Origin of the sequence: Brevundimonas sp. TWP2-3-4b1 (assembly GCF_049897665.1) — a bacterium.
GTDB lineage: Bacteria > Pseudomonadota > Alphaproteobacteria > Caulobacterales > Caulobacteraceae > Brevundimonas > Brevundimonas subvibrioides_B.
This window is the reverse complement of record NZ_JAFCWQ010000014.1, coordinates 21,265-37,652: the sequence shown is the minus strand read 5'-3', so window position 1 is coordinate 37,652 and position 16,388 is coordinate 21,265. Positions and strand designations below refer to the sequence as shown.

Annotated in this window: 15 protein-coding genes; 7 read left to right on the top strand and 8 right to left on the bottom strand. The window is 67.9% G+C overall.

What is annotated here, in order from left to right:
• Positions 1-61: 61 nt before the first annotated feature.
• Entirely contained in the window at positions 62-487 is a 426-nt protein-coding gene (locus ACP7A5_RS11580) for a flagellar assembly protein FliX (RefSeq protein ID WP_426042062.1), read from the bottom strand.
• 233 nt (positions 488-720) lie between these two features.
• Here ACP7A5_RS11580 and ACP7A5_RS11575 point away from each other — a divergent pair, with 233 nt between their 5' ends.
• The 5 genes from ACP7A5_RS11575 (at position 721) to uvrA (ending at position 7,395) form a co-directional block, all read left to right on the top strand.
• Positions 721-1,776 (top strand): flagellar basal body P-ring protein FlgI, encoded by a 1,056-nt coding sequence (locus tag ACP7A5_RS11575; RefSeq protein ID WP_426042101.1) that lies wholly within the window; start codon positions 721-723, stop codon positions 1,774-1,776.
• Positions 1,776-2,099, top strand: coding sequence for a rod-binding protein (locus ACP7A5_RS11570; protein WP_426042061.1), 324 nt, complete (start codon positions 1,776-1,778; stop codon positions 2,097-2,099). Before ACP7A5_RS11575 ends, ACP7A5_RS11570 begins: the two co-directional genes overlap by 1 nt.
• Positions 2,096-2,536 (top strand): flagellar basal-body protein FlbY, encoded by a 441-nt coding sequence (locus ACP7A5_RS11565; protein WP_426042060.1) that lies wholly within the window; start codon positions 2,096-2,098, stop codon positions 2,534-2,536. The genes ACP7A5_RS11570 and ACP7A5_RS11565 overlap by 4 nt, the downstream gene beginning before the upstream one ends.
• Before the next feature lie 66 nt (positions 2,537-2,602).
• A complete protein-coding gene (locus ACP7A5_RS11560) occupies positions 2,603-4,207 on the top strand; it encodes an EAL domain-containing protein (protein WP_426042059.1) in 1,605 nt (534 codons plus the stop codon).
• Between the two features lie 242 nt (positions 4,208-4,449).
• Positions 4,450-7,395, top strand: a complete 2,946-nt coding sequence (gene uvrA / locus ACP7A5_RS11555) for an excinuclease ABC subunit UvrA (protein WP_426042058.1) — start codon at positions 4,450-4,452, stop codon at positions 7,393-7,395.
• Here the strand turns inward: uvrA and ACP7A5_RS11550 are convergent.
• From ACP7A5_RS11550 to ACP7A5_RS11530, 5 genes are all read right to left on the bottom strand, one after another.
• The gene (locus tag ACP7A5_RS11550) at positions 7,392-8,807 is read right to left on the bottom strand and encodes a nitrilase-related carbon-nitrogen hydrolase (protein WP_426042057.1); all 1,416 of its coding nucleotides are present in this window, start codon (positions 8,805-8,807) and stop codon (positions 7,392-7,394) included. The genes uvrA and ACP7A5_RS11550 overlap by 4 nt on opposite strands.
• A gap of 123 nt (positions 8,808-8,930) precedes the next feature.
• Positions 8,931-9,866 (bottom strand): CPBP family intramembrane glutamic endopeptidase, encoded by a 936-nt coding sequence (locus ACP7A5_RS11545; protein ID WP_426042056.1) that lies wholly within the window; start codon positions 9,864-9,866, stop codon positions 8,931-8,933.
• Positions 9,867-9,942: 76 nt separating this feature from the next.
• A complete protein-coding gene (locus ACP7A5_RS11540) occupies positions 9,943-10,830 on the bottom strand; it encodes a hypothetical protein (protein ID WP_426042055.1) in 888 nt (295 codons plus the stop codon).
• 19 nt (positions 10,831-10,849) lie between these two features.
• Positions 10,850-11,800 (bottom strand): hypothetical protein, encoded by a 951-nt coding sequence (locus ACP7A5_RS11535; RefSeq protein WP_426042054.1) that lies wholly within the window; start codon positions 11,798-11,800, stop codon positions 10,850-10,852.
• Between the two features lie 13 nt (positions 11,801-11,813).
• On the bottom strand, positions 11,814-12,620 hold the full coding sequence (locus ACP7A5_RS11530; RefSeq protein ID WP_426042053.1) for a hypothetical protein: 807 nt from the start codon (positions 12,618-12,620) through the stop codon (positions 11,814-11,816).
• A gap of 99 nt (positions 12,621-12,719) precedes the next feature.
• Here ACP7A5_RS11530 and trmFO point away from each other — a divergent pair, with 99 nt between their 5' ends.
• Together trmFO and ACP7A5_RS11520 are read left to right on the top strand one after the other, a co-directional pair.
• Positions 12,720-14,105 (top strand): methylenetetrahydrofolate--tRNA-(uracil(54)-C(5))-methyltransferase (FADH(2)-oxidizing) TrmFO, encoded by a 1,386-nt coding sequence (trmFO, locus tag ACP7A5_RS11525; RefSeq protein WP_426042052.1) that lies wholly within the window; start codon positions 12,720-12,722, stop codon positions 14,103-14,105.
• A 3-nt stretch (positions 14,106-14,108) separates the two neighbouring features.
• On the top strand, positions 14,109-14,978 hold the full coding sequence (locus ACP7A5_RS11520; protein WP_426042051.1) for an oxygenase MpaB family protein: 870 nt from the start codon (positions 14,109-14,111) through the stop codon (positions 14,976-14,978).
• Between the two features lie 4 nt (positions 14,979-14,982).
• Here ACP7A5_RS11520 and ACP7A5_RS11515 read toward each other — a convergent pair whose 3' ends face one another.
• A complete protein-coding gene (locus ACP7A5_RS11515; RefSeq protein WP_426042050.1) occupies positions 14,983-15,141 on the bottom strand; it encodes a hypothetical protein in 159 nt (52 codons plus the stop codon).
• 96 nt (positions 15,142-15,237) lie between these two features.
• On the bottom strand, positions 15,238-16,260 hold the full coding sequence (gene fni / locus ACP7A5_RS11510) for a type 2 isopentenyl-diphosphate Delta-isomerase (RefSeq protein ID WP_426042049.1): 1,023 nt from the start codon (positions 16,258-16,260) through the stop codon (positions 15,238-15,240).
• Positions 16,261-16,388 lie beyond the last annotated feature (128 nt).

Genomic DNA, 16,388 nt, shown 5'->3' with positions numbered 1-16,388 from the left:
CCGTGACATTCCGTCCTCACCTTGTCCCCGGAACAGGGGAATAGGGCCCGTTTTCCGCAGTTTATGCTGCATTGCGGCGAACTTCGGCCTTGGCCAGCTCAACTGCAGCGCGCAGGTCGATCTGTTCGAGCAGGCCTGTCAGGCCCGCGTCCTCGTCCTCCGGACGTTCCTCGCGCAGGGTCCGCCCCAGGCGTTCGAGCGCGCCTTCCCCGGCCTCACCCGACAGCATGGCGATCTTCAACTCGTCGAGCCGGTCCAGCAGGGTCCCGCCGCGACGGATGGCGCGACGACGGCGCTCCGTCGCCGTTTCGACGCCCTGAAGCGCCATCAGGGCCGAGAGATCGGCGACCGCGGACGCCGGAACCGCCGCCTGCGACGCACTGACCGGGGCCGCGCCTGACGCCTGGGGCATGGAAAAGCCGCCGGCCGAGCGCACCGGACGCTGGCCGCCGGTTGGGGCGGCGCCGGACGGGCCGTTGACCTTCATGAGCGGAGACTCCGGGACATTCCGCACCATCGTCGGGCGACCGTCACTGTTTGGTTAACGGCAAGGCAGGATTTGCCGGGCCAGGCGGGCGTCGGCCAGACAGATTCGTTGATTTAAAACGGCTTTCTTCGCGGCACGATCTTCGCAACGCCTATCCCCGAACCCTCGTGGAAAGCCGGCCAGTGCAAAAGTTTCTCACCGCCTTCCTGATCCCCTTCGCCCTCGGCGCCGTGATGGCCGCCCCTGCGTCGGCCCAGTCGCGGATCAAGGACATCGCCTCGATCGAGGGCGTCCGGACCAACCAACTGGTCGGCTACGGACTCGTCGTCGGCCTGAACGGCACGGGCGACAGCCTGCGCAACTGCCCCTTCACCCGCCAGTCGCTGGAAGGCATGACCGAGCGCCTTGGCGTCAATATTCGCGGGACCAACGCAAACTCCAAGAACCTGGCGGCCGTCATGGTGACGGCCGAACTGCCGCCCTTCGCCACGCCCGGCTCGCGGGTGGATATCTCGGTCTCCAGCCTGTGCGACGCCAAGAGCCTGCTCGGCGGCACGCTTCTGGTTACCAGCCTCCAGGGGGCTGACAGCCAGGTCTATGCCGTGGGTCAGGGCTCGGTGCAGACCGGTGCAGTGTCGGGCTCGGGCGGTTCGGGCTCGTCGGTGACACGCGGCGTGCCGACCGCCGGCCGCATCGCCTCGGGCGCCACGGTCGAACGCGAAACCGGCTTCCAGCTCGACAGTCTCACCGAAGTGCGCCTGACCCTGCGCAATCCCGACTTCACGACGGCCCAGCGCGTGGCCGCCGCCATCAACGCCACCTACCCTTCGACCGCCCTGGCCGAGAATGGCTCCGTCGTCGCCCTGCGTGCGCCCGCCCAACTCGGCATGGCCGCCTTCATCAGCCGCGTCGAGAACATGCCGGTCGCGGTCGACACCCCGGCCCGGGTGATCATCGACGAGGTCAACGGCGTGATCGTCATGGGCGAGAACGTCCGCATCTCCACCGTCGCCATCGCCCAGGGCAACCTGACCATCTCGGTCCAGGAAAATCCGCAGGTCAGCCAGCCGGCCCCCTTCAGCCAGGGCGAGACCACGGTCGTCCCGCAGTCCGATGTCACGGTCGAGGAAGAACTGGGCCGCGAGATCCGGCTGGTGAACGGCGCGACCTCGCTGTCGACCCTGGTCAACGGGCTGAACGCGCTCGGCGTCTCGCCCCGCGACATGATCTCCATCCTTCAGGCCATCAAGGCGGCGGGCGCCCTGCAGGCCGACATCGAGGTTCTGTGATGAGTGACCTGGCCGTCTCCCCCTCCCTGCTGACCTCGGCAATGGCCGCACCGACTGCGGAAACGCCGCGCATGCGCGAGACGGCCGAGAAGTTCGAGGCCTCCTTCCTGTCGCAGATGCTCAAGCCGATGTTCGAGGGTATCGACACCAACGGCCCGTTCGGCGGCGGCGAGGCCGAGGGCACCTGGCGCAGCTTCATGATCGACGAAATGGCCAAACAGACCGTCCGCGCCGGAGGCATAGGCCTGGCCGACACCGTCGTGTCCGAGATGATCCGCATGCAGACCGAACAGACCCAGGCCCAGCCCGGAGCGGTCGCATGAGCCACGATCCGACCACCGCCACGGCCTATCTGCGCAGACTCACGGCGCTGACCGACCGATTGACCGCCCGGCTCGAGCAGGAGACCGACGCCTTCGCCACCCGTCGCGCGGCCGATGTCACGGCAGGTCTGGCCGAGACCCAGGAGCTGGCCAACCAGTATCGCAAGGAATCCGGGCACCTCAAGGCCAACAAGGCGATCCTGGCCTCCGCGCCGGCGAGCGAACGCATGGCCCTGATCAAGGCGACGGAGGCGTTCGAGGCGGTGCTCGCCATCCACGGCCGCACGGTCGAGGCGGCGCGCACGATCTCGGAAGGCCTGGTCCGCACCATCGCCCAGGAGGTCGCAGGCGCGCGAGCCATGGGAACCGGCTACGGCGCGTCCGGCAAGGCCAACGGCGGCGACAGCCGCGCCGTGACCCTGAACCGAACGGCCTGAACCGCTACGCGCCGTTAAAGATAACTCTGAGGCGAAGTTTAAGGAGTCCGTGCCCAGAGTGATCAAATGACGATCCGCACGCGCCTTCTGGGTTTCGCCTTCGCGGCCTCCGACCTGCTGCTAGAGCTCGACGCCAAGGGCTCGACCGTGTTCGGGCTTGGATCGGGGCCGTCGATCGACCTTTCGGCCGAAAGCTTCTGCGGCATTGTCCTGTCGCACAGGGTGGCGCCGGCGAGCGTGGAACCGCTGAAGACTCTGCTCAAGGCCTTGCGTCCCGGCGAGCGCTCGGTGCCGATCGAGATGCTCTTCCTCGCCGGCACAGGCCGGATGCGGCGAGCGACGGCGCGGTTCTTCCTGCTGCCGGATCTGGCGCCCAACGTCTCCTGTTCGGTGACCTGGGAAGGCCCAGCTTACCGCCTGCATGATCCGGCCGCCGCACCGGCGCTGGCCCCGGAGGCCTTCCTGAACCGCGCCCGCGAAGTCTTGGCGCCGCCCGCCGAGCCGCGCGAACTGGCCCTCGCCTTCCTCAATGTCGAGGGGCTGGCCGCCGCCCAGGGGACCGGCGAGGCCGGCGATCGGCTGAACGCCCGCGTCGAGGCCGCCCTGCAGGCCGCCTCTGTTGACGGCAGCACGGCCGGCAAGCTCGGCCCCGAACGTTTCGCCCTGGTTCGGGACCGCAGCGAAGAAGCCGATCTGGCCGGAGAAATGGAAGAGATCGGCCGCAGCGAAGGCTTCGCGCTGTCGGCGCGATCCATGCAGACTGACCTGACCGCCGGCGGTGAATCGCTCAGCGCGCTTCGGGCCCTGCGCGTCGCGGTAGAAGGCTGCCTGAAGGACGGCGGGGCCGCCCAGCCGGAGCTCAGCTTCACCGCCGCCCTGTCGCAGACCCTGAACGACGCCCACGCCTTCCAGGTCATGGTCCAGGAACGACGGTTCGAGCTGCACTACCAGCCGATCGTCGATCTAAAGACCGGCGCCGTTCACCATTTTGAGGCCCTGTCCCGCTTCAAGGGCACGGACAGCCCGGCGGGCGCCATCCGCATGGCCGAGGAAATGGCTCTGATCGACAACTTCGACATCGCGGTGGCCGAAAAGGCCTTGAGCCGGTTGCGCCAGAAGGGCGCGGGGCTGCTGAAATTCGCCATCAATGTCTCAGGCGCCTCGCTGGCCGACGACCACTATGTGCAGGCTCTGCTACGAATGACCGCGTCGAGGCCGGAAGAGCGCAAGCGCCTGATCGTCGAGGTCACGGAATCCGCCGCCCTGTCGGACCTCGATGCCGCCAACCGTCGCCTGGGCGGACTCCGCGCTGCCGGCATCAAGGTCTGCATCGACGATTTCGGAGCAGGCGCGGCCTCCTATGACTACCTCCGCCGCCTGTCGGTCGATACGGTCAAGATCGACGGGACCTTCGTCAGTGGGCTGGAAACCGACCCACGCGCGCGGACTCTGATCAGCCATCTCGTCGAACTCTGCCGTTCGCTCAAGGTTGAGACCATCGCCGAGATGATCGAGACCGAGGACGTGGCGGAAATCCTGCGCGAGGTCGGTGTGGATCAGGGCCAGGGCTGGCTGTTCGGCAAGGCGGAGGCCGAGCCGCGCACCGTGCTGGCCTATGGCGAGCCGGCCGCCTCTGTCCGACGCGTGGGCGCCGTTTCCGGCTGGGGCTGACAGAACGCCGCGAAGCGTGACAGGTCAGGCGCAGACGACTGGTCCACCGGCGGTGTCGAGGACGTCCCCTGCGTCGTCACCCAGAACACCGGCGCCGCGCTGCTGGGTGACAGCATCTGGCGGCAGCGCCTTGATGTTCCCATATTGTTCTTGCTGATATCCCCGGATCAGTTCCCATATAGCGTTGTCGCACCGGACCTCGTCCGGCGCTCCCGCGTTCCCGGCCCCCGTTTCCTGGCAGCATGACCGAAAAGCATAACTTCATCCGCGTGCGCGGCGCCCGCGAGCACAATCTCAAGGGCGTGGACGTCGACATCCCGCGCGAGAAGCTGGTCGTCATGACCGGCCTGTCGGGGTCAGGCAAATCCTCGCTCGCCTTCGACACCATCTATGCCGAGGGCCAGCGCCGCTATGTCGAGAGCCTGAGCGCCTACGCCCGCCAGTTCCTGGAGCTGATGGGCAAGCCGGACGTCGACCTGATCGAGGGCCTGTCGCCGGCGATCTCGATCGAACAGAAGACGACGTCGAAGAACCCGCGCTCGACCGTCGGTACGGTGACCGAGATCCACGACTATATGCGTCTGCTGTGGGCGCGCGTCGGCGTGCCCTACTCGCCCGCGACCGGCCTGCCGATCGAGAGCCAGACCATCTCCATGATGGTCGACAAACTGGGCGCCCTGCCCGAGGGCGAGCGGCTGCTGCTGCTGGCCCCGGTCATCAGGGGTCGTAAAGGCGAATACAAAAAGGAGATGGCCGAGTGGCAGCGCTCGGGCTTCCAGCGCCTGAAGATCGACGGGGCCTTCTACGCCATCGAGGACGCGCCGACGCTCGACAAGAAGTTTAAGCACGACATCGACATCGTCGTGGACCGGATCGTCACCAAGGCGGGCCTTGAGGCGCGCTACGCCGACAGTCTGCAGACCGCCCTGGGCCTGGCCGACGGCATCGCCGTAGCCGAATGGGCCAATGCCGAGGAAGGCCAGGAACCGCGCCGGATCACCTTCTCCGAGAAGTTCGCCTGCCCCGTCTCCGGCTTTACCATCGCCGAGATCGAGCCGCGGCTGTTCTCGTTCAACAATCCGTTCGGCGCCTGTCCGGTCTGCGACGGCCTGGGGGTCAAGCTGGCCTTCGACGCCGACCTGGTCATCCCGGACCGCGACAAGACCCTGCACAAGGGCGCGGTCGCCCCGTGGTCGCGCGGCCCGTCGCCGCTCTACACCCAGACCCTGCAGGCGCTGGCGCTCCACTACGGCTTCTCGATGGACAAGCCGTGGCGCGAGTTGCCCGAGAAGGCCCAGTCCGTGATCCTGAACGGCACGGGCTCGGAGAAGATCAAGTTCGTCTATGACGACAACGCCCGGAAATACGAGGTCTCCAAGCCGTTCGAGGGGGTCGTGCCCAACCTCGACCGCCGCTGGCGCGAGACCGACAGCGCCTGGGTGCGCGAGGAGCTGGGCCGGTTCCAGTCCGAGACCCCGTGCGACGCCTGCGGCGGCAAGCGTCTGAAGCCCGAGGCCCTGGCGGTGAAGATCGCCGGCAACGACATCGCCGAGATCTCCATGCTGTCGATCAGGAAGGCCTACGACTGGGTCAGCGCCCTGCCCGACCAGCTGACCGACAAGCAGATGGAGATCGGCCGCCGCATCCTGAAAGAAATCAGCGACCGGCTGCGCTTCCTGAACAATGTCGGCCTCGACTATCTCAGCCTGTCGCGGTCGTCCGGCACCCTGTCCGGCGGCGAGAGCCAGCGCATCCGCCTGGCCTCCCAGATCGGTTCGGGCCTGACCGGCGTGCTGTACGTGCTGGACGAGCCGTCGATCGGCCTGCACCAGCGCGACAACAGCCGTCTGCTGGAGAGCCTTCGCGGCCTGCGCGATCTCGGCAACTCCGTCCTCGTCGTCGAACACGACGAGGAGGCGATCATGACCGCCGACTATGTCATCGACATGGGTCCGGCCGCCGGCGTCCACGGCGGCGAGATCTGCGCCGAGGGCACGCCCGATGAGGTCATGGCCAATCCGAAGTCCCTGACCGGCAAATACCTGACCGGCGAGCGTGAGATCGAACTGCCGCCGCAAGGCCGCCGCCCGGTCGACCGCAAGAAGATGCTCAGGATCTCGGGCGCGACCGGCAACAATCTGAAAGCGGTCACGGGCGAAATCCCCGTGGGCCTGTTCACCTGCGTCACCGGGGTGTCGGGCGGCGGCAAGTCGACCTTTACGATCGAGACCCTCTACAAGGCCGCCGCGCGCCGGCTTCACAACGCCTCCGACGCCCCGGCTCCCTTCGACCGGATCGAGGGGCTGGAGCATTTCGACAAGGTCATCGACATCGACCAGTCGCCGATCGGCCGCACCCCGCGCTCGAACCCGGCCACATACACCGGCGCCTTCGGGCCGATCCGCGACTGGTACGCCGGCCTGCCGGAATCCAAGGCGCGCGGCTATGGGCCCGGGCGGTTCAGCTTCAACGTCAAGGGCGGGCGCTGCGAGGCCTGTCAGGGCGACGGGCTGATCAAGATCGAGATGCATTTCCTGCCCGACGTCTACGTCACCTGCGACGTCTGCAAGGGCAGGCGCTACAACCGAGAGACCCTGGAAATCGTCTTCAAGGGCAAGAGCATATCCGACGTGCTGGACATGACGGTCGAGGAGGCCGGCCAGTTCTTCAAGGCCGTGCCGCCGATCCGCGACAAGATGCTGACCCTGTCACGCGTCGGCCTCGGCTACGTCCAAGTCGGACAGTCGGCAACGACCCTGTCGGGCGGCGAGGCCCAGCGGGTCAAGCTGTCCAAGGAGCTGTCGAAACGGGCGACCGGCAAGACCCTCTACATCCTCGATGAACCCACCACAGGCCTGCATTTCGAAGACATCCGCAAACTGCTGGAGGTGCTCCAGGAACTGGTCGAGGCCGGCAACACGATCGTGGTGATCGAACACAATCTCGATGTCATCAAGATCGCCGACTACCTGCTCGACTTCGGGCCCGAGGGCGGCGACGGCGGCGGCGAGATCGTCGCGGTCGGCACCCCCGAACAGGTCGCGGCCAACGAGGCGAGCTGGACCGGCAAATACCTCAAGGAGGTGCTGGACCGGCACGAGACCCGCCGCAAGGCGCGGGTCACGGCCCTGTCGGGCGATCCCACGGCTTCGGCCGCAAAGCCGGTACGAGTGAAGACGCGAGCCTAGACGGTCCGGGATCGGGTGCGTCGCGGCCACGGCAAAATCATGCCCGCCACGAACGCGAGGCACAACCATCCGAACAGGTCACCGATCTGGCCGTAGAGGGTGGGACGACGCGGCTCGACGGCCAGCGTCGCCAGCAGGCTCTGCCCTGCCCCGGCGGCACTCTCGGCCTCGGCCACGATACGCCCGTGGGGATCGCTGACGGACAACAGACCCTCCTTGCTGGTCCGCACCACGGCAAAGCCCTGTTCGACGCCCCGCATCGCCGTCATGCGGGCCCCCATCCACTGGTCGATGTGGCCAAAGTCCCAGGCCGGCACCAGCATGACGGCCGCATCCCGCTGGCCGTAGGCCCGCGCCAGACGGGCGAAATGCATGTCCTTGCAGATGGCCAGGCCGTAGCGCGCGCCGCCGACCGGAGTGACCGCATAGTCAGTACCGGCGCTGTATCCTTCAACCCGCTCTGGAGGAGCCATGAACTGCTTGCGATAGGCTGCCACCTCCCGTCCGTCGGGGGCGTAGAGATAGGCCATATTGCGGATACCGTCGGGATGGGTGATCGCCAGGCCGGCCTCCAGCCAGACGCCCTGATCCCGGGCGGCCCCGGCCAGGGCGGCGCGCCATAGGCCGATCTGTCCCGGATCCCCGACCGCGATCTTCTCGGGCAGGACGATGACCTCGGCGCCGGCCTTCGCCAGCGTTTCAACACCGGTCAAATACCGTTTCCGGATGAGTGCGACATAGGTCGCGGTCGCCCGTGGTCCGATGTCGGCGTCGACCGCCATCAGCCCGAAGACGACGGTTTGGCCCGTCACGGGTTGCGCCAGCCGGACAACGCCGTAGCCCGTCGCCGCAAGACCCAGAACCGCGGCCGCTGCGTAGGCCATCCGCCCGCGCCACAAGCCGTCGCCCGAGTCCGCGAGCGTGAAGGCCGTCGCCACGGCCGCGGCGGGCAAGGAGACCAGGAAGGCGACGGCCGCGACGCCTCCGATGGCCGCGATCTGCAGGACCAAGGGGTGGTCCCCCTGCGAATAACCGATCAGGCCCCAGTCCCCGTCCGGCGCCAGAGCCGCCATGACGGTATGGATGGCCGCCCAAGCGGCAGGATAAGTAAAAAGCGCCCAGGCGCTGCGGCGCAACAGGACGGCGCGACGGGTCGCCCCGGCCGCGAGCGTCCACAACAGGGCGATCCCGGTCACCAGCACGATCGCCAGCTGCGGCGACCGGGTGACGATGGTGAAATTGTGCAGGTTCGCCCCGGCGCCGATCAGGGCCGCGCCAAAGGTCATCCACCGCGCGTCGGCGGCGCTGGACTTCAGCGCCAGCCACAACAACAGCGCCGGCGCCGTCCAGGCCAGCCACCACAGGGGTTCCGGCCCGGCCGCGCCGCGCAGCAACAGGCCGGTAGCCACCATGGCGAAGATCCGCCCGGCGACCCGGACTGCTCTGCGGCCTCGGAACCCCGACTCCTTGCCCGCGGATATCATGGACAGCCCCTCAGGAGACCCCGGCCAAGGTCCGGTCCGGCGGCTGGATCTTCAAGCCTGCAGCCCCGCGCCTGCCGCCGTTTCCACACCATGCTCCCTAGTCCGGCCGCGCACCATCAGCACGATCACACCCGCAAGCAGCACCGCCGTCGTCACCACGCTGGCCTCGGGTCCGAAGGTCGCGCCGGTCAGCCACCAGGGCGCCCCCGCGGTCGCTGTCAGGTCGACGAACAGGGGGGTGACGTCGAGGACGTGACCCGATACCTCCAGCCCGAAACCCAGACCCAGCAACCAGTTCCAGGCCGCGTGCCAGCCGCACACGCCCCATAGCGAGCCCTCGCGCGCCGCATAGAGGCCGATGAAGGTGCCGAACAGGACGGTGTTCACGACGCCCAGCGCCAGCTCCGGCGTCGGGTCCGTGTTGCCGGCATGGGCCAGGCCGAACAGGACGGCGTTGACGATCAGGGCGATGACCAGGCCGTGGCGCGAGGCGATCAGCTGCATCAGCCAGCCCCGGAACACGATCTCCTCGGCCGAGCCCTGGACGATAAAACCCAGCAACAGGGCGCCGATGGGCAGGAGCGCCGCGACCGCGCCGGCCTTGGCGAACACGCCGCCGCTTTCGATGCGATAGCCGCCGGCAACCCAGATCACGGCGATCGTCGCCAGCAGGAAACCCAACCCGATCGCATAGCCGCGCAGGAAGCGCTTCAGGCCATGCTGGTTGAAGCCGATGGTCGACAGCGGCCGCCGCTCGAACAGGACGACCCAGGCGATCAGTAGCGCCGCCGTCAGGCCGAAGAAGACGACCAGCTGATAGAGCTCGCTGGACCACCCCATCCGGGAATTCAGCCCCGTGAGCTTGGCGATCAGGACAGCGATCAGCGGCCCGCCAATCAGGAAGACTGCGGCGAGAACCACCGCGGCCACGCTCCATGTGCGTCGATGACGCGCCAGCCTCGGCGCGTAGAGTTCAATTCCGGCCATCTCGGGTCCCCCGCCCTGTTTCCGTGACGCTATCCGCCCGGTCGCACCGCGCCAAGTTACCCTTGCGACAGAAGGCCTAGTCCTGCGGCAGACCCTTCAGGTCACGATAGGCGGCCGAAAACGGCGCATAGACCACCGCGATCTGGAGCGCAGAAAAGATGGCGTTGACCACACCCCAGCCGATCAGACCGGCTCCGGCGGCCTGCAGGATCTGCGCCGTCGATTGGCCGTCCATCGTCGCCAGTTGCTGAATACCGCCGGTCGCCAGCGTGATGGGCAGGGCGATGATCGTGCCCAGCAGGGTGACAAGGATCGACATGATGAAGGCGATGACCGCCATGCCCAGCAGCGGCAAGGTGTGGCCCTTGGTCATGGCGAAGGATGCGAACGGCGCGATCCGCTTTTCGGCTACGGTCAGAGGGATGGCCATGCTGAGGCGGATCGCCAGCCAGAAGAGGACAACGCAGGCGCCGAGGCCGACCAGGACTCCGACGAGGATGCCGACGCCTGCATTGGCCTGCGCGGCCAGTCCGGCCAGCACTCCCACGACCCCGAACAGGACGATGGAGACGGCGAAGAAGACGATGCCCAGGATCACCGAGACGGCGAGCACCCGCAACTCATCGCCACCCAGGCGCATGTAGCCGAAGCCCTTCTCGGCGGGAAACAGGACCGCGCGCGCGACGGCGGCGTTCAGCACGGCGCCGATCACGAGCCCAAGCGGCAGGGCGAGGGCCATGAAGCCCAGATAGGTCTGGCCCAGGGCTTCCAGCTCCTGCGCGCTGGGCTGCGCGCCCTCGAGGCTCTCGGTCGTCGACATCAGGGTCGCCAGCGAGCCGCCGAACAACCCGAAGAAGGCGGCGAAGAAGATCAGATAGGCCAGACTCCAGAACACAATCGCCAGCGGATGGCGGCGCACCACGCGAAAGCCTTCGAAGGCTGCCTCGGTCGCTGAAAAGGTCATCGATTCCCTCCGTGAATCCCTATTGGGATGGTTGTAGCGTATCGACGGGCGGCGCGTCTTCGACGATCGGGGCCGGCGCGGGAATGCCGTCCAGAAGTTGGCGCGCAGCCACCACGCCGGGGGCGGCATACAGGGCCATTACCCAGCCGAACCCGAGCGACATCGGAATCACGGTCCCCAGCGCCGGTAGCAGCATCGGCCGGAGCAAAGGCTCCAGGTCCGCGACACTGTCGATATCGTGCGGCCAGACCAGGCCCTGACCGAAGAACCCGGCCGCCAGGATCGCGCCGACCGCGGCGTAGATCAGGATCGTGCTGATCATGTAGATGATCCAGATCACCAGGTTCAGGCCCAGCAGCTTCCGCATCTGGCCCCGCGCGATCATCCAGCCCTCCGTGAAGGCGAACCGCTTCAGGATCAGGCTGGCCGGCGCGATCAGCGACACCCTCAACCACCCCCAGACCGACAGTGCGAACACCAGCAGGCCATAGGCGATGAGCACGCCGATATCCGTGGCATGGCCCTGGCTCCACAGCGCCAGGCCGATGCCGACCCCGATCAGAACCATGACGATCAGGACGATGTACCAGATGAAGAAGACCGCAATCAGCGTCACGGCGACCCGGACCTCGTCCATGCCCAGACGCAGGAACAGGAACGGATCGCCACGGTCCGGCGAGAGGGTGGCACGGGCCGCCGCCGTCCAGGTCAGCAGCATGACCAGGTACATGGCGATGTTCATGCCGTTGACCGTCGCCTGCAGCCGGATCGACTCCGTCAGATAGGTGTCGAACGCCGCCTCTCTGTCAGGAGCGCCGATCATCGAGCCCAGGGCGGGGATCATCAGGCCGTAAAAGGCCGCGACCAGCGCCGCCATTATCAGGCCCCAGACGAACAGGCTCAGCGGCCGCCGGCGCAGCAGCGCGAACGGCGCGCCGACGGCGTCGTTGAATGAAAAGCCCGGCTTCATCGCGTCATCTCCATCACTTCGGCTCGTCGGGCGACCAGTATTCCAACTGTCGATAGGCGGCGCCGAGGAAGCCGATCGTCAGCGGCAGTTGCAGCCCCACCAGGCCCACGACCCAAACGACCTGACCCGCCACGCCGGTCAGCATCCCGGTCCCGATCAGCGTCAGCAGCACGATCTTGGGCAGGGCCGTCGCGATCAGCCCTGCCAGCAGCGGCCAGAAGCTGCCGTAGGCGATGCCCATCGAGTTCAGCGAGACCATCTGGCGGCGCCCCAGGGTGGCGGGCACGAACAGCGACAGCCGCACGAGGAGCAGCAGCGGGATGGCCACCGCCCCGGCGGCGAGCACCGTCAGTACGCCGAGCTTCCACGGCGCGCCCACGGCGGCCCAGTCGCGGGCCTGGATGGCCGGGACGTTCAACTCCGCCATGCCGAAGATCGCCAGGACGACCAGGGCCAGGATCGAGACGATCATGGACAGGAACAGCAGACACAGCAGCAGGGCGCCGACCAGACGCGCCTCGGGCGGCTTCGCCTGCAGACCCAGCGGCCCCAGACCCAGCGCACGCGCCTCGGTCACGTCGTCACGGATCGACAGCCGGGCCAATGCTCCGACCGCGACCAGGGCGGAGGCCCCGGCCGCCAGCGCCCATGCCCACCGCATCCAACCCTCGATGGGCCAGACGACAGGCAGCAACCAGAGCACCGCACACAGACCCAACGCCCCGGCCGCACCCGACCACAGCCGAGGCAGAGCGCGCACCGTCGTCCCCAGCGCGGCCTGAAGGTTCAGGCGCCGGCCTCCGACATCCTTGTTGCTCATCAAGCCCCCTCGCCGAGCGTTCGGCCGATCATAGCGAGCGATACCACAAGCCGACCAGACGCCTGCTGACGAACACCATTCCCGTGTCTAAGAAGCCGCATGACCGACCTCTCCCCCATTCACGTGATCGGCGGCGGCCTCGCCGGATCCGAAGCCGCCTGGCAGATCGCCTCGGCGGGCGTCCCCGTCGTCCTGCACGAAATGCGCGGCGTGCCGGGCGTCAAGACGGACGCCCACCATACCGACGGTCTGGCCGAACTGGTGTGCTCAAACTCCTTCCGCTCCGACGACTGGGAGCACAACGCCGTGGGCCTGCTGCACGCCGAGATGCGGGCGCTCGGTTCGATCATCATGTCCTGCGGCGATGCGCATCAGGTACCCGCCGGCGGCGCCCTGGCCGTCGACCGCGACGGATTCTCCCAGGCCGTGACCGCCAAGTTGGAGGCCCATCCGCTGGTCACGATCCAGCGCGAGGAGATCGCCGGCCTGCCGCCCGAAGAGTGGGACAGCGTCATCGTCGCCACCGGCCCCCTGACCTCCCCGGCCCTGGCCGAGGCCATCCTGAAACTGACCGGCGAGGAGAGCCTCAGCTTCTTCGACGCCATCGCCCCCATCGTCCACGCCGAGTCGATCGACTTCGACATCGCCTGGCGTCAGTCGCGCTACGACAAGGAGGGCCCGGGCGGAGACGCCGCCGCCTACGTCAACTGCCCGATGAACAAGGAACAGTACGAGGCCTTCGTCGACGCCCTGATCGACGGCCCCAAGGCCGAGTTCAAGGAATGGGAGAATGTCCCTTATTTCGACGGCTGTCTGCCCATCGAGGTCATGGCCGAACGCGGCCGCGAGACCCTGCGCCACGGCCCGATGAAGCCGGTCGGCCTGACCAACCCGCGCGATCCTCTGGTCAAGGCCCACGCCATCGTCCAGCTGCGTCAGGACAATGCGCTCGGCACATTGTTCAACATCGTCGGCTTCCAGACCAAGCTGAAGCACGGCGCCCAGGCCGAGACCTTCCGCATGATCCCGGGCCTGCAGAACGCCCAGTTCGCGCGCCTCGGCGGCCTGCACCGCAACACCTATCTGAACAGCCCGCAGTTGCTGGACCGCCAATTGCGGATGAAGTCGATGCCGCGCCTGCGCTTCGCCGGTCAGGTCACGGGCGTGGAAGGCTATGTCGAGAGCGCCGCGACGGGCCTGCTGGCCGGTCGTCTCGCCGCCGCCGAACGGTTGGGCAAGTCGCTGGATGCGCCCGAGGCGCATACCGCCCTCGGCGCCCTGGTCGAACACATCACCGGCGGCCATCTGGCGGGCTCGAAGTTCCAGCCGATGAATATCAACTATGGACTTCTGCCCCCGCTCGAGGCGCCCAAGATCGACGAGGCCGGGGTCAAGATCCCGATGAAGGAACGCGGCCGGGCCAAGAAGCGGCTGATGAGCATCCGGGCCCTGCGCGCGCTGGAAGCCTGGCGGGACGCGGCCTGATCAATGCTGGATCCGGTCAAGATCGCGATCCGGCGCCGGATCAATGAGCTGTTCAACGACTATGAGCGCGGCGAGCGGCCGGCCCTGCGCCGCGCCGACGCCCTGTTCCCGACCGACGCCGTGGCCTGGCGGGTCAACGGCGACATCATCACCATGATGATCGGCGGGGTGTCGGGCCTGCTGCTGCAGATGCTGCATCCGGCGGTGCTGGCGGGCGTCTGGGATCACTCAGACTTCCGCGCCGACATGCACGGCCGCCTGCGGCGGACGGCCAAGTTCATCGCCGTCACGACCTTTGACCATGCCTCAGCCGGTCAGGCGGCCATCCACCGGGTCAAGGGCATCCATCGCAAGCTCGGCGGGACCCTGCCCGACGGAACACCCTATCGCGTCGACGACCGGGCCCTGCTGGCCTGGGTCCATGTGACGGAGATCTCGAGCTTCCTCGACGCCTGGGTCCGCTATGGCGATCCGGACATGTCGGCCGCGGACCAGGACGCCTATTTCGACGAGATGGCGCGCATCGGTCTGGCCCTCGGCGCCGACCCCGTGCCTCGCGATCGCGCCTCGGCCAAGGCGCTGATCCAGTCGATGCGGCCGCAGTTGAAGGCCGACGCCCGCACGCGCGAGGTCGCCGCGCTCGTCATGGGTCAGAGGATCGGCGGCCCGGCCGAGGGCGTCGCTGCCGGTCTGGTCATGGCCGCCGGCGCGGACCTGTTGCCGGACTGGGCGCGCGCCATGCACGGTCTGCCCGCCGCATTGCCGGCCCAGCGGTTCGGGGCCCGGTCTCTGGCCCGCACCCTGGACTGGGTCTACCAGGGCTCGCCCAACCGCAAGGTCTGGCCCGACGAGGTCGGCGTCTGGCCGGAGTAGCCGCCTAGGCCAGCCAGAACCAGGCGCAAAGGGCGAATTGCGCCGCAGTGGTCAGCACAAGCCCGGCGACAAGCACCACCTCGACCCGGTCCGGCCGCCGAACGGGCGCGCCTTCAGATCGAGGCACGGCGACCGGCGCGCTTGGAAAGGGATGAACGCTCAACGACTCGGCTCCGATGACCTCCGGATGCTACACGATTCTCGATCCGACCTGGACGTGTTGAGCCGGGCAATCTCACGCTGATCGGCGCCGGGGCCTCTACAGAAGCGGCGCCCGCCGCAGGTCATGAAGGTTGGCCGACCCTGTGCAGAAGCACGCCGTGCGCAGTTGGCGGATGACGACCTGGAAATGCTCGACCACCGCGTCGGCCGAGACCGTCGCGGCCTGTAGCACGCCCGCCGCCTGACCCACGAGGTCGGCGCCCAGCCGGATGGCCTTTGCCGCATCGAGGCCGTCCCGGACGCCGCCCGATCCGATGAGGACGATGTCCGGACAGGCGGCGCGAACCTGGGCGATCGCCACGGCGGTCGGAATGCCCCAGTCGGCGAACGCAAGGGCGTGGGTCTTGTCGGCGGGGTCGGTGGCGCGTTCCCCTTCGATCAGCCCCCAGTTGGCACCGCCCGCCCCGGCGACATCCAGCGCCGCGACGCCCATGTCGGACAGCCGCCGCGCGGTCGCGGCAGACAGGCCCGCCCCCGTCTCCTTGACCACCACCGGCGCCTCCAGCCGCCGCACCAGCGCCTCCAATGCCGCGCCCACGCCCCACCAGTCGCGGTCGCCCTCGGGCTGACAGGTTTCCTGGAGTGAATTCAGGTGTACGATCAGCGCGTCGGCGCCGATCATCTCGATCACCCGGCGCGCCTCGTCTACACCGAACCCCCGGGTCAGCTGGGCCGCGCCGATATTGGCCAGAATCGGCGTATCCGGCGCGCGACGGCGCAGGGATTGATCCAGACCGCCGCCACCGCTGCCCTCCAGCGCCGCCCGCTGCGAGCCAACCGCCATGGCGATACCGAGCGCCTGCGCCGCCTCGGCCAGATGGGCGTTGATCGCCCCGGCCCGCGCGGGTCCGCCGGTCATCGAGCTGATCAGCAGCGGCGCCTTCAGCCGTCGCCCCAGGAAATCGGCGCCGAGGTCGATCTTGGCGTGGTCCAGATCCGGCAGAGCCTCGTGCACGAAGCGGATCGCGTCGAAGCCCGCGTCCCGCGCATGCCGGCCTCCGCCCGCAAGGACGACGTCCAGATGCTGGTCCTTGCGGTCTCGGATCGCGTCGTCGGTCATGCTGTCTGCTTAGAGCATGATCGTTTGAGACAGAACCGCTTCGCGGTTCTGTCGAAGGCGTGAATCATGCTCTCGCTCATATCTGGAACCTGATTCACCGCATCGGCGGAATCGCGTAGCGATTCCTC

Excerpts from the sequence above, each read along its gene's own strand:
- ACP7A5_RS11575 (WP_426042101.1), top strand. The coding sequence starts at position 721 with ATGGCCGCCCCTGCGTCGGCCCAGTCGCGGATCAAGGACATCGCCTCG.
- ACP7A5_RS11520 (WP_426042051.1), top strand. The coding sequence starts at position 14,109 with ATGCTGGATCCGGTCAAGATCGCGATCCGGCGCCGGATCAATGAGCTG.
- fni (WP_426042049.1), bottom strand. The coding sequence starts at position 16,260 with ATGACCGACGACGCGATCCGAGACCGCAAGGACCAGCATCTGGACGTC.
- ACP7A5_RS11545 (WP_426042056.1), bottom strand. The coding sequence starts at position 9,866 with ATGGCCGGAATTGAACTCTACGCGCCGAGGCTGGCGCGTCATCGACGC.
- uvrA (WP_426042058.1), top strand. The coding sequence starts at position 4,450 with ATGACCGAAAAGCATAACTTCATCCGCGTGCGCGGCGCCCGCGAGCAC.
- ACP7A5_RS11540 (WP_426042055.1), bottom strand. The coding sequence starts at position 10,830 with ATGACCTTTTCAGCGACCGAGGCAGCCTTCGAAGGCTTTCGCGTGGTG.
- ACP7A5_RS11580 (WP_426042062.1), bottom strand. The coding sequence starts at position 487 with ATGAAGGTCAACGGCCCGTCCGGCGCCGCCCCAACCGGCGGCCAGCGT.
- ACP7A5_RS11565 (WP_426042060.1), top strand. The coding sequence starts at position 2,096 with ATGAGCCACGATCCGACCACCGCCACGGCCTATCTGCGCAGACTCACG.
- ACP7A5_RS11550 (WP_426042057.1), bottom strand. The coding sequence starts at position 8,807 with ATGGTGGCTACCGGCCTGTTGCTGCGCGGCGCGGCCGGGCCGGAACCC.
- trmFO (WP_426042052.1), top strand. The coding sequence starts at position 12,720 with ATGACCGACCTCTCCCCCATTCACGTGATCGGCGGCGGCCTCGCCGGA.
- ACP7A5_RS11560 (WP_426042059.1), top strand. The coding sequence starts at position 2,603 with ATGACGATCCGCACGCGCCTTCTGGGTTTCGCCTTCGCGGCCTCCGAC.
- ACP7A5_RS11535 (WP_426042054.1), bottom strand. The coding sequence starts at position 11,800 with ATGAAGCCGGGCTTTTCATTCAACGACGCCGTCGGCGCGCCGTTCGCG.
- ACP7A5_RS11570 (WP_426042061.1), top strand. The coding sequence starts at position 1,776 with ATGAGTGACCTGGCCGTCTCCCCCTCCCTGCTGACCTCGGCAATGGCC.
- ACP7A5_RS11530 (WP_426042053.1), bottom strand. The coding sequence starts at position 12,620 with ATGAGCAACAAGGATGTCGGAGGCCGGCGCCTGAACCTTCAGGCCGCG.